Origin of the sequence: Micromonospora sp. NPDC047467 (assembly GCF_040643095.1) — a bacterium.
GTDB lineage: Bacteria > Actinomycetota > Actinomycetes > Mycobacteriales > Micromonosporaceae > Micromonospora.
Window position 1 is genome coordinate 120,717 of record NZ_JBEYTO010000012.1, and the last position, 13,185, is coordinate 133,901.

The following is a 13,185-nucleotide window of genomic DNA, read 5'->3' on the forward strand; positions in this document are numbered from 1 at the left end:
TGACGGCGACGCTCAGGCCGGGTCGACGGTGGCGCGGGCACGCGCGGTGACCGCGCGGGCGGTACGGCGGTGGTGGGCCGCCTCCTCGTCGCGGCCCAGGGCGGCGGCCAGATCGGCGAGGTGACCGGCCACCGGGCCGACGGTGAGCACCCCGCTGCCGGCGGCCAGCTCGGCGGCGGCCGGCCGGAGCGCCCTGGCGACGTGCTCCATGGTCGCCCGGTCGCCCACCGCGAGCGCCGCGCGGGCGGTGAGGCAGAGCCGCGCCTCCCGCAGCAGGTCGTGCGGTCCGTCCGGGAGTGCCCGCAGGGCCGCTCGGGCGGCTTCCCGGTCGCCGTCGGCCGCGAGCAGCAGCGGTCGCGCCCAGGGCTCGTGCGGACCCCAGTCCAGGCTCGCCCAGTCCTCGTCGTCCGGCCCGGGGATCGGCGCACCGGTCAGTCCGAGGACCGGCCGCTCGGCACCGGGCGAGCCGGCGGCCGGTGGGTCGGTGCTGGCCGGCGAATCGACCGACGGTTCGGCCAGACGCAATCCGAGCAGCGCGAGCGGGAGCAGCCCACGGGTCAGACCCGGCATGCCGTCGGTGGGCAGCCGATCGGCCGCCGCCCGGTACGCGTCGGCCGCCGCCGCCCGGTCGCCGTCGAGGGCCAGGCGCAGCGCGGCGTACCAGCCGGTGAAGACGCCGACCAGCGGCAGCTCGTACCGCTGGGCGAGGCGGTCGGCGGCGCGGGCGTGCACGTCGGCGCCGGCACGGTCCGCCTGCGCGCAGCACGCCTGGACCAGGATGAGGTGACCCAGCACCTCGAAGGTGACCAACTGGTGCCGGGCGGCCAGGTCGACCAACTCGGCGCCGATCCGGGCCCGCTGGGCGGCCTGCCCGAAGCGGTCGAAGGCGTGCATGAAGCGCGCGTTGAGCGCGAAGGCCAGCAGCCCGGGGTCTCCGGCGGCCCGGGCGATCGTCTCGGCCTCAGTGGCGGCCCGGCGACCACGGTCACCGGTACTGCCGCGCAACTCCAGCGCGAGCGTGCTCAACAACCGGCTGCGCTGCGCGGAGCCGGTCGGGCCGAGCCCGGCCAGAGCCTGTTCGGCGGCGCGGACGATCCGCTCGGAGAGCAGATCGTCGTCGTTGCGGGTCCAGATGGCGGGCACGTCGAAACCGGCCAGCACCTCCGCGATCAAGCGCGCGTCACCGACGGCCTCGGCATCGCCGATCGCCTCGGCCCGATACCGCCGCGCCTCGGCGAGCCGGCCGGTCACCGCCAGGGCGCGCCCCAGGCCGAGCACCGCGCCCAGCCGCTCGCGCCGCTCGGTCCCACCGGCCCGGTTGTACGCCTCGATGACCTGCGCCCACAGCCGGGCCGCCTCGTGCGGATTGCCGTCCCGCTCGGCCAGTTCGGCGGCGGTACGGGCGTAGCCGGCGGCCCGGTGGGCGGCTGCACGCCCGCCGGCGTGCAGCAGGTGGTGGGCGAGCGCGGCCGGGTCGACGGGCTGGCGCTGTTGCAACGCCTCGGCCACGGCGGCGTGCCAGGCCGCGCGGCGCGGCGCGGACAGGTCGGCGTAGAGCGTGTCGCGGACCAGGATGTGGGTGAACCGTAGCCGTCCGTCGGGCTCCTGCTCGGTCAGGAACCCGGCTCGCAGCGCGCGTTCCAGGGCGTCCAGCAGGGCCGCCGGGTCGCCGGTCAACGCGTCGAGCACCTCCGGGTCGAGGTCCCGGCCGAGCACGGCCGCCTGCCGCAGCACGGTGCGGGTCGGCTCGGGCAGCTGTGCGAGGCGGTGCCGGATGACGTCGCGCACCCCGGGCGGCACCGCCGCGAGCGCGGCGGCGCCCTCGGCCGCGTACAGCTGGGCCAGTTCCCGGACGAAGAACGGGTTGCCGCCGCTGCGGTGGTAAATCAGCCGGACGGTGGGTGGGTCCAGTTCGACCCCGGCGACGACACGGGCCAGCGCGCCGGTCGCCTCGCCGGCCAGGCCGCCCAGGTACTCCCGCGCCGGTTCGAGGCCGGCGGCGCGGGCCAGCGCGGCGGTCAGTTCCGGGCTGATCTCGGTGGCCCGGTAGGTGCCGAGGATCAGCACCGGCCCGGTCGCCGGTTGTGGGCCGGTGAGCAGGGCGGTCAGCAGGTCCAGCGTGTCGCCGTCGGCGCGGTGCAGGTCGTCCAGGACCAGCAGCACCGGTCCCCGGTCGGCGGCGGCCGAGACCAGCGCCGCCACCGCGCGGTGCCGGCGGAACCGGGCCACGGCGGGATCGCTCGCGCCATCGGCACCGGCGGTCCGGGCGGTACCGCCTGGAAGCGGCCCGGTCGGCCCGGCAAGCGCGTCGGTGATCTGCGTCCACGGCCAGGCAGCCGGTGCGCCCTCGTACTCCGGGCTGCGGCCCCACGCGGTGGTCCAGCCCTCGGCGGCGAGCCGCCGGGTCAACGCCTCGGCCAGCGCGGTCTTGCCGGCGCCCGGGTCACCGCTGAGCAGGGCGAGCGCGGGTCGACCGTCGCGGGCGGCGGTCTCGGCGGCGTGCCGCAGCCGATCCAGCTCCGCGTCCCGCCCCACGAAGGGCCGTTGCGGCACCGGTCCGGACGCGCCGGCCCGAAGCGGCCCAGCCGGGTTCGCCGTGGCGGGGGCGACAGTGAGGTGTGGCGCCTGGGCCAGGATGTCGGCCTCCAGCCGCCGCAGCTCGGGCCCCGGATCCAGGCCCAGCTCGGCCACCAGGACGTCGCGGGCCTGGCGCAGCGCGGCCAGCGCCTCACCCTGCCGACCGGCGCGGTACCGGGCCATCGCGAGCAGTCGCCAGGCGTCCTCCCGCAGTGGATGGCTGGCGAGGTGGGCGGGCAGGTCGGCGGCGGCCTCGTCCGGCCGGCCCAGCGCCAGCAGCGCCTCGGCCCTCCGCTCGACGGCCAGCGTCCGCAGCTCGTCCAGCCGGTTGATCTCCGCGACCGCCCAGACCTCGCCCGCGCAGTCGGCGTACGCGGGGCCACGCCAGAGGCCGAGCGCCGCGTCCAACGCGTCCAGGGCCGGCGCGGGCAGCCCCGCCGTCAGCAGCCGTCCCGCCTCGCCGACCGCAGCCTCGAACCGTCCGGCGTCGACCGCCTCCGCAGCGGCCCGCAGCACGTACCCGGGGGGCTCGGTCACCAGGAGTCGGGGCGGCTGCCGGGGCGGCCGGTCGGGCTCCAGCGCCCGTCTCAGGTCGGCGACGAAGGTCCGGATCGCACCGACCGCGCCGTCCGGCGGGACCTCCCACAGATCGTCGACGAGGCGCTCCACCGGCACGACCCGGTCCCGGGCGATCAGCAGCCGGGCCAGCACCGTGCGCTGCCGAGGCCCCTTGAGCGGGATGGGACCGTGCTCCGCCACGGCGGTCACCGGCCCGAGCACGCCGAAGGTCACCGCCAGGGGTGCGGTCGGCTGCCTGGTCATGGCACCAATCTAGGCGGGTCGTCCCGGACGGCCCGGCCGCCGGCACTGATCCGACGCTGACCGGCCGCTGATCGCCGCCGCGCAGGCTCGACAGCGTACGACGGCGACGGGCACCGCCCCCGCCGGCCCCGCTCACCAGGAAGGTTCCCCCGTGGACCTGAGGATCAACGGTTTCGACTACCGGCGCGTCACCGTCGCCGACGGCGTGACGCTCACCGCCGCCGTGGGCGGCTCCGGGCCTCCGATCGTGCTGCTGCACGGCTTTCCGCAGACCCACCTCATGTGGCGCCACGTCGCGGCCGACCTGGCCGCCGACCACACGGTCATCTGCCCCGACCTGCGGGGGTACGGCGACAGCGACAAGCCCGCCGACACCGACGGCAGTGTGTACGCCAAACGCACCATGGCCGCCGACATCGTGGCGCTGGCCGGCGCGCTCGGCCACGAGCGCTTCGCGCTGGTGGGGCACGACCGAGGCGCGCTTGTCGCGTTCCGTGCCGGTCTCGACCATCCGGCGGCGATCAGCCAGCTCGCCCTGCTCGACATCCTGCCCACGCTGGACATGTGGGACGTGATGCACGGGGTCTCCGCGGCCGTCGGGTTCCACCTGTATCTGATGGCGCAGCCGCCCGGCCTGCCCGAGGAGATGATCGGCGCCAGCCCGGACGCCTTCTTCGGCCACTTCCTGGACGTCTGGACCCGCGATCCCGACGCGCTGCCGGCCGACGTGCGGGCCGCGTACCTGCGCGCGTCCCGGGAGGCGGTCACCTCAATCGTGGCCGACTACCGGGCATCCGCCGGGGTCGACGTCGCCCACGACACCGCCGATCGGGAGGCGGGTAACCGGCTGCGGATGCCGGTGACAGTGCTCCAGCAGGACTGGGGTGCGGCCCTCGGCTACGACGCGGCCGCGGTGTGGCGGGCGTGGGCGGCGGACCTGGAGCACCAGACGGTCACCTGTGGGCACTTCATGGCCGAGGAGGCACCGGCCGTGGTGGTCCGGGCGCTACGCGCCCTGCTGCTGCGGTGATCGAGCAGCCCCATAACGATTAGTTAGATATCCGACACGAGAAGTAGTCAGTGGCGTGGAGGGGTCGGCGAACCGGCCCCTCCACCCGCGTGCGCCGCCCAAACCCGCTCCGCGCCCGCTCCAACCTGGCCCTGACCTGCGGAAACATGACGTTACGCAAGTGGACGCAAACCGCCCGCCGGTGATACACAGGCAGATACCGGCCAGCCAACGGCGGCGAGTCGCTCACCTCCTCGACCATCGACCGTCCACACGTACCGCCTCCACAGGGGCGCGCCGCAGTCGCGTGACCAGCAGCACGCACGGCCCCGGGCGGGCGGCGGGTGACCACGGTCCTCGACCAGGGAGTTGCCGTGGGAAATCTGCGATACCGGGCCAAGCACCAGCCGTTCGAGGTGGCCGCCCTGGTCACGACGTCCATCTGCGGTGTCCTTCTGATGGCGCTCGGCGCCCGACCGCAGTCGGTCGAACTGTCCATGCCGGGCCCCCTCCAGCTCGGCTGGGAGGTCTCCCTGGTCGTCGTCGGCGTGACCGGGCTGCTGGGCATCCTGTGGCCCGGTCGGCTCTCCACCGGCCTCGGCATCGAGTTCGCGGCCGTCCTGGTGCTCGGCACCATCACCGGCATGTACGCGGTGGCGCTCGTGGCGGTGACGGGCCAGCAGGGCGTCGTCGCGGCGTCGTTGATCAGCGCGGTGCCGGCGGGGTCTTTCTGGCGGGCCGCCCAGATCGCCGTCGACCTGCGCTGCCTGGCCTACGGCCACCAGTGCGCGAGCCATCAACGGGTCGTCGGAGGTGTCACGTGATCTCGGCACCCACCCCCGAGGCGCCGCAGTGGGTGCAGGTGCTGCTCAGCCTGCTCGGCATCCTCGGCGGAACCACCGGCCTGGCCGCCATCGCCACCGTCCTGGTGCAGCGCGGCAAGTTCAAGGCCGACGCGGCCGACACCCTCACCGAGGCCGCCCTGACCCTCGTGCAACCGTTGCAGACCCGGATCACCGAGTTGGAGAGTCAGGCGATAAGCGCCCGATCAGAGCTGGGGCTGCTGCGCGAGCAGGTCAACCAGTTGCAGTTCGTGGTCCGGGTGCTCACCCGCACACTGGACCGGTGGCGGGTGGCGATCCGCGCACCCGACGCGACCCTGCGCAAGGTCCGGGCCGTCGTCGCGGAGTCCGACCGGCAACCCGAAGGCTCATGAGCTGTGTCCTGGCTCCCGATCCGCGCGGCGACGGTCCAGGTCGCGGAGCCGTCCGGCGAGGTCGCACACCGCCGCCCGGAACTCGGGGTCGGACTCGCCCGGGTGGTGCCCCCGCACCGGCGGCGGATGACGCTCTCCCGGCGCCGGCGACACGTCCCGTGGGTCCCGCAACCGACGGTCGACCCGCCCGGCCGGGTCGGCGGCGTCCGCCGGTGGATCGCCGGGCCGGTGCGCGACGAAGATCCAGCCGCCGACCGGGTCGGTGTCGCGCCACAGGTTGACCCACCGCCACCCGACCCGCTCCCCCACCTCGCGCAGCACTCCCACACCGAGATACGCCGGGAACAGCCGCGCGTACAGGCGGTCCAACGGGGAGCCGTAGGTGAGCAGCGCGACCCGTCGACGCACCCGCGCCGGAAGCCGCAGCACCGCCAGAGCCAGCAACACCGAGCCGTGGCTGTGCCCGCAGAGCAGCACCCCGGTGTGCCGCTCGGCCAGTCGGGTGATCCGGTCGACCAGCTCCGGCACCGCCCGGTCGGCGTAGCTCGGCGGCGCGAACGGGTGGGCCGTCCGGGGCCAGAACGTGCCCAGGTCCCACAGGATCCCGACGTGCCGGCGGAACCACGTCGTCCGGTAGGCGAACAGGCCGCCCAGCACCAGGGCGATCACCACGCCGGCGACGAGATAGCTGCCCAGGGCGAGGCCGACGCCGACGGACCCGTCGGACAGCCCGAGCACCTGCTCCGCCAGCCGGTCCGGTTCGAGCCCGAACAGCCCCGGCACGCTCGTACAGAGGCCGACCACCGCCAGCAGCGCGTACGTGACGGCGAGCAGCCCCAACCACTCGGTGATCCGGGCCCGCGCGATGGCCGCCGTCACCCGCCGCAGGTGCCCGCCGGCCGCCGCGGGCGTGCCCGGGAAGTCCCGCGCGGTGATCGCCTCCGCCGCGCGCCAGCGGCGTCGCCACGACAGCAGCAGCAACGCGCCGCACAGCACCGCCGCCGAGACGACGTGCAGAAAGAACGCCAGAATCGTCCACCGGTACGCCGGTGGCGGCCCACCGTCGCCCCGGTAACCGCCGAGCAGGTCCCCGGCCTGGTAGACGAGGTTGGCCGAGAACGCCCCGGCAAGGCCGACCGCGAAGGCCGCCACGACCGCCGCGCCGAGCCCACGCGAGAGAGCCGACCGCCCGCTCCTGCCGGAGGGCCGCCACAGCACCACCCCACTCAACGCCACCAGCAACGTCATCTGGCCCAGCAACGCCCCGGAGACGATCTGGTCATAGCCGGGCAGTCCGGCCGACGACGGCCAGCCGCGCGGGTCCAGGGCGACGGTGACGAGGGTGGCGACGCTCAGGGCGTACGCCACCACCCGCGTCGCGTGGGCGACCCGGGTGGCACCGCGCTCGACAGTCACCCCGCCGAGCCGGCCGCCGGGTACGGCGATCAGACCGACGTCGACCAGCAGCACCGCGACGGCGAGCACCAGCAGTGTGGACGTCCAGGTCGTCGCCCCGCCCGCCGACCGGGCCACGAGCAGCAGCACGTCCAGCACCACGAGCGCGACGGCGATGTGGATCACGCGCAGCCGTCCCACCATCGGTTCGACGGTCGCCTGCGGGGCGTCGACCGGGCGGGGTCGGCGGGTGCCGAGCAGGCGCAGGAAGGCCACGGCGGCGATCGGCAGCAGAGCCAGCACCGCCAGCCGCTGCCCGACCTGCCGGTCGTCGAGCCCGGCCAGAGTGTCGAACGGGCCACGGCAGCGGGCCGCACCGAGACACCGCCAGGCCAGCAGGTCGAGTGCGACACCGGCGGTCGACAGCACGTACAGCATGGTGAGGTTGAGCGCGAGGAGCCGGCACAGCACGGTGACCGCCGGCCCACGACGCCGGCCGACCGGCCGCATCCAGACCGCCACGTTGCTGAGCATGAACGGCAGCAGGAAGACCAGGGACAGCGTGCGGGCCACGGTGCCCGAGGGCAGATCACCCCACCGGTACGCCTCCAGCGTCACGCCGTCCGGGTCGGTGCCGTCCGGTGTGTCGGGGCGGTGGAAGCCGCCGTGGTCATCGCCGGCGACCTGCCGGACGCGCGCCCGGTCCAGAATCCGCTCCGGTCGTGCCCCCGACACGCCGTGCACCCGCAACTCCACGACGTCGCGCCGCCGCGCCGACCCCGGGCGGCTACGCACGGCGCCGCTGGTCGACCGCGTCGCTTCCGTCGGCGGTCTGCTGCCTCCACATGCCGGGCATCGCGTCAAGCAGGACGATCAGGAGCAGCAGCACGGTGATGACTCCGCTGGCGGCGAGCTGCGAGAGTCGCATGCTCACGATCCCGCCCACGATGATGGCCGGCACACCGATCAGCCGGGCCCAGGGCAGGTTGGAGTCGACAAGCGTCGAGAGCAGGATCCGGCCGGTCAGGAACAGCGCCGGGCCGACGACGCCCACGACCAGGTGCCCCTGATCGCGCAACGCCGGGTTGTCGATCGTCATCTCCAGGGCGACGGAGGTGGCCAGCACGCCCGCGATCATGACGAGGTGCAGGTAACCGGCGAGGAGCGCCAGCTTGCTGCCGGGCGGGCCGGCTGCCTGGATGGCGGTGCCCACCCGCCCACCGGCGGGCACCAGGTAGAGCCGGGCGAGGGCCGCCGCCGTCACGAACGCCAGGACGAACGCCATGGTGCGCTGTTGATCGAAGCCGGCATCGCTGTAGGTCACGCCGGCCATCAGGATGAGTTCACCCAGCGCGATGATGAAGATCTGCTGGTAGCGCTCGGAGAGATGGTCGCCGTTCACCTGGAGGTCAGTCCACGAGCTGCGGCCGAGCTTCGGCGTCGGCCAGCCCAGCCGCGCCAGGCCGTACTCCAGCAGCAGGGCGAGCGCCCAGAGCACCTCCCGTGCCCGGGCGACCACGGCGCCGACGATCCACAGCACGCCGGAGACCGCGAACCAGATCGCCACCCGCGCGGTCCGCAGCTGCGCGGGGTGTCCCCACAGGGCCGGCAGCAGCAGCGCCGCCCGGCCCAGGTGGATGGCGACGTAGGCGACAGCGAACACGAGGGCGTGCTGGTCGAACGCGGTGGGCACGGCGGCGGCCATGAGCAGGCCGCCGAACATCACCCAGAGCAGCAGGACGACGATCAGCGGGGCACGCGGGTCGAACCAGTCGGCCGACCAGGCGGTCACGAACCACACCCACCAGATCGCCGCCAGCAGCACCAACACCCGAAAGCCGCCGTGGATGCTGAGGTCGTCGAGGATCGCCCGGGACAGCCGGGTCAGCGCGAAGATGACGGTCAGATCGAAGAAGAGCTCCAGAAACGACGCGCGGCGGGGATCCTCCCGCCGTTGCAGCAGCCGCCCCGGAAGCCCGCTCGCCATTCGCCGTCCTCCCCGGGCCGCAGCCGACGTCGCCGCCACAGTCGTATCACCTGGGCGGAGGGGGCCGAGGTGGATTCCGGCGGACGAGCCCGTGCTGACCCGGGGCTGTGCCGGTGGCCGCTAGCCGACCTGCCCGGCGGACGCCCGCTCGGCGACCACCACCGCGATGCCGTCGAGGACGCGTTGCAGGCCGAACTCGAAGGCGTACTCCGGGGCGTACACGGCGCCGTGCTGCTGACCAGCCGCCGTGCCGACCCGGGAGGCGGTCGGGAACCGGTCGGCCGTCAGGAACGTCTCCAGCCACGGCGCGTGCGACTGCCACCACTGGCCATCGGTCAGGCCGGTCTCCCGCTCCAGGTCGAGCACCTCGGACGCGGCACGCGCGGCGGTCTTGACGTGCCCGAGGACGAGGGTGAGCACCGCGTCCATCTCCACGTCGGTGAGCCCGATGTCGGCGACCGCGCCGAGTTCGTGGTCGTACTTGGCCACCATGTGCGGCCCGAGCACCGGCCGGGTCGTCTCGGCTCGCAGCATCCACGGGTGGCGCTGGTAGAGCGCGAGATTGTCGCGGGCGATCCGCTCCAGCCGGGCCCGCCAGTCGCCCGGGACGGCGGCGCGCGGCATCTCGCCGTACGCCGTGTCGATCATGACGTCGACGAGTTCGGCCTTGCCCGGCACGTACGTGTAGACCGACATCGTGCCGACGCCCAGCGCCTCACCGACCCGGCGCATGGTCAACGCGTCGAGGCCCTCGGCGTCGGCGATCTCGATCCCGGCGCGAACGATCCGGTCGACGGTGAGCCCCGGCCCGGCGCTGCGGCTGGTCGGCTCCCGGGTGCGCCACAGGATGGCCAGGCTGCGGGCCGGGTCCGCGCTCGCCTTACGCTGACTCGCCATGGTGCGGCCATCCTAGCAACGCGGCCGTACGCCGTACGCCGCGGCGGCGGGGGTAGGGCTGGCCCTACCCCCGGAAGTGGATCTGGACGGCTGGGACGCCCGGCCGCCGGCGAATAGCGTCTGCGGCATGACCCCGGAACACCCCCGTCACCTGGCCGAGGCGCTGCGCCGCCGCGACTGGCTGGTCTCCGCCTGGCCCTGGCGCGCGCTGGCCTACCTGGTCAGCACCGTACCGATCGCCGGCGTGCTCGCCGTCGGGCTCCTCGTCATCGGCGCGCCGCTGCTGGCCGCCGTCAACGCGCTGCGGCTGCACGGTCGACCACCGGACGTCCTCCTCATGCTGTTCCTGGCGGTCGGCAGCCTCACCCTGCTGGCGCTGGCACCGATCGTGAGCTTCCCGGTCGCCGTCATCGAACGCTGGCGGCTCGGGCTCGTGGACGGCCGACCGCTGCCGGCGCCCGCCTGGCCGGGTCTGGCCGCCCGCTACCGTGGCGCGGCCGGCTGGCGGGAGGTGGCGTACCTGTTCTGGCTGGGCGGGCTCGCCCCGGTGGCGTACTGGGTGTTCCTGCTGCTGGTGCTGCTCGACCTCGGGTTGATCGCGAGCCCGTGGCTGGCGTTCAGCAACACGTCGGAGGCCGGCGACGCCGCGCAGGTCATCGTCGTCTGGGGCACGGTGGACACCGCCGGTGAGGCCGTCCCGTACGCGGTCGTGGGCGTGCTGCTCCTTCCGGTGCTCTGGTACGCGGCCGGACTGCTCGCCGCCGGCCAGGCCGCGGTGGCGCGGTGGACGCTGGCCCGGCCGGTCGACGCGGCGGCGCTGCGCGAGGTCGCCCGGTCCCGCACCCGGCTGGTCGGCGCGTACGAGGCCGAACGGCGCCGGATCGAGCGTGACCTGCACGACGGCGCGCAGCCCCGGCTGACCAGCCTCACGCTCCAGTTGGGCCTGGCCCGGCTGGACGTACCCGAGGACTCCCCCGCCGCCCGGCCGCTCGCTGTCGCGCACGACCAGGCCCGGGGTCTGATGGTGATGCTGCGACAACTGGTGCACGGCATCCGGCCGCAGAGCCTCGCCGACCTCGGCCTCGCCGGCGCGGTACGGGAGCTGGCCGATGCGGCCCCCGTCGCGGTCACCGTGTCCGCCGACCTGGACGGGGAACTGCCGGAGATCGTCGAGACCACTGCCTTCTTCGTGGTGTCCGAGGCGCTGGGCAACCTGGCCCGGCACGCCGGGGCGACCCGCGCGGAGGTCCGTCTCAGCCGGGTCGGCGGCGACCTCGTCGTCGAGGTGTCCGACGACGGGCGCGGCGGCGCCGACCCCTCCCGGGGCACGGGCCTGACCGGTCTCGCCGATCGGGTCGCCGCCGCCGACGGCCGCCTGTTGCTGGCCAGCCCGCCCGGTGGGCCTACCCTGGTCCGGGTGGAGCTGCCGTGGCGCCGGTGACCCGGGTGGTGCTCGCCGAAGACGAGGTGCTGCTGCGGGAGGGCCTGGTGGCGCTCCTGACCCGCTTCGACTTCACGGTCTGCGCCGCTGTCGGCTCCGCGCCCGAACTGCTCGACGCGGCCCGCGCGCACCAACCGGACCTGGTGTTGACCGACATCCGGATGCCGCCCGACCGGCGCGACGACGGCCTACGCGCGGCCGTCACGCTGCGCCACGAGCGGCCCCGACTGCCGGTGGTGGTCCTCAGCCAGTACGTGCAGACGGGGTACGCGGCGGCGTTGCTGGACAGCGGCGACGGCCAACGGGTGGGCTACCTGCTCAAGGACCGGGTCGCCGAGGTCGCCGAGTTCGTCGACACGCTGCGCCGGGTCACCGCCGGCGGTACCGCCATCGACCCGGACGTGGTGCGGCAACTGCTGCACCGCCCGCGTGATCCGCTCCGGGCGCTCTCCGCCCGGGAACGCGAGGTGCTGGCGCTGCTGGCCGAGGGCCGCTCCAACGCGTCGATCGCGTCCCGTCTGCACATCACCGAGGCGGCGGTCGGCAAGCACGTCGGCAACATCCTGCTGAAGCTCGACCTGCCGCCCAGCGACGACACCAACCGCCGGGTGCTCGCCGTACTCACCTATCTGCGCGCCGATTCAGCCGGCTGACCAGCACCGGGCGCGGATCGGTCCGGGCTGGTCGGGGCGTAGATTCGACCAGCGGTGCCGCCGCCACCCAAGGGCGCGGGCCGGGAGGGAGCACGGCATGTCGGAGGCGTTGCGGGTCGGTCTACTGGGGTACGGGTTGGCGGGGCGGGTGTTCCACGCACCGCTGATCGCCGCGACGCCCGGGTTGCGGCTCGACGCCATCGTGACCCGTGATCAGCAGCGGCGCGAACAGGCCCGGCAGCACCACCCCGATGCTCGCCTGGTCGACGACGCGGACGAGTTGTGGCGTACCCCCGAGGCCCTGGACCTGGTCGTGGTGGCGACGCCGAACCGGCAGCACGTGCCGATGGCCCGCGCGGCGCTGGCCGCCGGCCTGCCGGTCGTCGTCGACAAGCCCCTGGCCGCGACCGCCGCCGACGGCCGCGCGCTGATCGACGAGGCGGCCGACCGTGGGGTGCCGCTGACGGTGTTCCAGAACCGGCGTTGGGACGGTGACTTCCTGACCGCCCGGCGCCTGGTGGAGCAGGGCGAGCTGGGGCGGGTGCTGCGCTTCGAGTCCCGGTTCGAGCGTTTCCGTCCGACGATCAAGCCGGGCTGGCGGGAGCTCGCCGGTCCCGAGGAGGCCGGCGGCGCCCTCTTCGACCTCGGTGCCCACCTCATCGACCAGGCGGTGCAGTTGTTCGGCCGGGTCGACCGCGTCTACGCGGAGGTGGACCGTCGCCGCGCGGGTGCGGCTGTCGACGACGACGCCTTCGTGGCGTTGACCCACGCCAACGGCGTGCACTCGCACCTGTGGATGGGTGCGGTGACCGCGCAACTCGGGCCCCGGCTGCGGGTGCTGGGCGACCGGGCCGGCTACACGACGTACGGGCTGGACGTGCAGGAGGCGGCGCTGCACGCCGGCGGTCGACCGGACCAGCCGGGCTGGGGTGAGGTCCCGTCGGAGCGGTACGGGATGCTCGGCGTCGACGGTGACCTGCGCCCGGTGCCGACCGAGCCCGGGTCGTACCAGAGCTTCTACGAGCAGGTGGCGGTGGCGTTGCGCGACGGCACGCCGATGCCGGTGGACCCACGGGATTCGGTCGCCACGGTCGAGCTGATCGAGCTGGCACACCGGTCGGCCACCGGGGGTGTGACGCTCCCCGTCCCGACCGCCTGACCGTTGTCAGCGGCACCGGTGCCCGGGTG

The 13,185-nt window shown here is 74.5% G+C and carries 10 protein-coding genes; 6 read left to right on the forward strand and 4 right to left on the reverse strand.

Going from position 1 to position 13,185, the window contains the following annotated elements:
- Positions 1-12 precede the first annotated feature (12 nt).
- Positions 13-3,399, reverse strand: a complete 3,387-nt coding sequence (locus ABZ780_RS27910) for a BTAD domain-containing putative transcriptional regulator (RefSeq protein WP_357487989.1) — start codon at positions 3,397-3,399, stop codon at positions 13-15.
- Between the two features lie 151 nt (positions 3,400-3,550).
- Between ABZ780_RS27910 and ABZ780_RS27915 the strand changes: the two genes are divergently transcribed.
- From ABZ780_RS27915 to ABZ780_RS27925, 3 genes are all read left to right on the forward strand, one after another.
- Positions 3,551-4,429, forward strand: a complete 879-nt coding sequence (locus tag ABZ780_RS27915; RefSeq protein ID WP_357005814.1) for an alpha/beta hydrolase — start codon at positions 3,551-3,553, stop codon at positions 4,427-4,429.
- 353 nt (positions 4,430-4,782) lie between these two features.
- Positions 4,783-5,232 (forward strand): hypothetical protein, encoded by a 450-nt coding sequence (locus ABZ780_RS27920; protein ID WP_357005810.1) that lies wholly within the window; start codon positions 4,783-4,785, stop codon positions 5,230-5,232.
- Positions 5,229-5,624: a hypothetical protein gene (locus tag ABZ780_RS27925; protein WP_357005807.1), complete on the forward strand. Its 396-nt coding sequence runs from the start codon at positions 5,229-5,231 to the stop codon at positions 5,622-5,624. Before ABZ780_RS27920 ends, ABZ780_RS27925 begins: the two co-directional genes overlap by 4 nt.
- Here ABZ780_RS27925 and ABZ780_RS27930 read toward each other — a convergent pair.
- The 3 genes from ABZ780_RS27930 to ABZ780_RS27940 form a co-directional block, all read right to left on the reverse strand.
- Positions 5,619-7,814 (reverse strand): hypothetical protein, encoded by a 2,196-nt coding sequence (locus ABZ780_RS27930; RefSeq protein ID WP_357487990.1) that lies wholly within the window; start codon positions 7,812-7,814, stop codon positions 5,619-5,621. The two genes, ABZ780_RS27925 and ABZ780_RS27930, sit on opposite strands and share 6 nt — an antisense overlap.
- A complete protein-coding gene (locus ABZ780_RS27935; RefSeq protein WP_357487991.1) occupies positions 7,807-9,006 on the reverse strand; it encodes a low temperature requirement protein A in 1,200 nt (399 codons plus the stop codon). The genes ABZ780_RS27930 and ABZ780_RS27935 overlap by 8 nt, the downstream gene beginning before the upstream one ends.
- Positions 9,007-9,126: 120 nt before the next feature.
- Entirely contained in the window at positions 9,127-9,903 is a 777-nt protein-coding gene (locus ABZ780_RS27940) for a TetR/AcrR family transcriptional regulator (protein WP_357487992.1), read from the reverse strand.
- A 127-nt stretch (positions 9,904-10,030) separates the two neighbouring features.
- Here ABZ780_RS27940 and ABZ780_RS27945 point away from each other — a divergent pair, with 127 nt between their 5' ends.
- From ABZ780_RS27945 to ABZ780_RS27955, 3 genes are all read left to right on the forward strand, one after another.
- A complete protein-coding gene (locus ABZ780_RS27945) occupies positions 10,031-11,344 on the forward strand; it encodes a histidine kinase (protein ID WP_357487993.1) in 1,314 nt (437 codons plus the stop codon).
- A complete protein-coding gene (locus ABZ780_RS27950) occupies positions 11,332-11,997 on the forward strand; it encodes a response regulator transcription factor (protein WP_357487994.1) in 666 nt (221 codons plus the stop codon). Before ABZ780_RS27945 ends, ABZ780_RS27950 begins: the two co-directional genes overlap by 13 nt.
- A 97-nt stretch (positions 11,998-12,094) precedes the next feature.
- Positions 12,095-13,156, forward strand: a complete 1,062-nt coding sequence (locus ABZ780_RS27955) for a Gfo/Idh/MocA family oxidoreductase (RefSeq protein ID WP_357487995.1) — start codon at positions 12,095-12,097, stop codon at positions 13,154-13,156.
- The last annotated feature ends 29 nt before the right edge of the window (positions 13,157-13,185 follow it).

Bases quoted from the DNA above. Each gene is read 5' to 3' on its own strand.
- ABZ780_RS27910 (WP_357487989.1), bottom strand. From the start codon at position 3,399: ATGACCAGGCAGCCGACCGCACCCCTGGCGGTGACCTTCGGCGTGCTC.
- ABZ780_RS27935 (WP_357487991.1), bottom strand. From the start codon at position 9,006: ATGGCGAGCGGGCTTCCGGGGCGGCTGCTGCAACGGCGGGAGGATCCC.
- ABZ780_RS27955 (WP_357487995.1), top strand. From the start codon at position 12,095: ATGTCGGAGGCGTTGCGGGTCGGTCTACTGGGGTACGGGTTGGCGGGG.
- ABZ780_RS27940 (WP_357487992.1), bottom strand. From the start codon at position 9,903: ATGGCGAGTCAGCGTAAGGCGAGCGCGGACCCGGCCCGCAGCCTGGCC.
- ABZ780_RS27945 (WP_357487993.1), top strand. From the start codon at position 10,031: ATGACCCCGGAACACCCCCGTCACCTGGCCGAGGCGCTGCGCCGCCGC.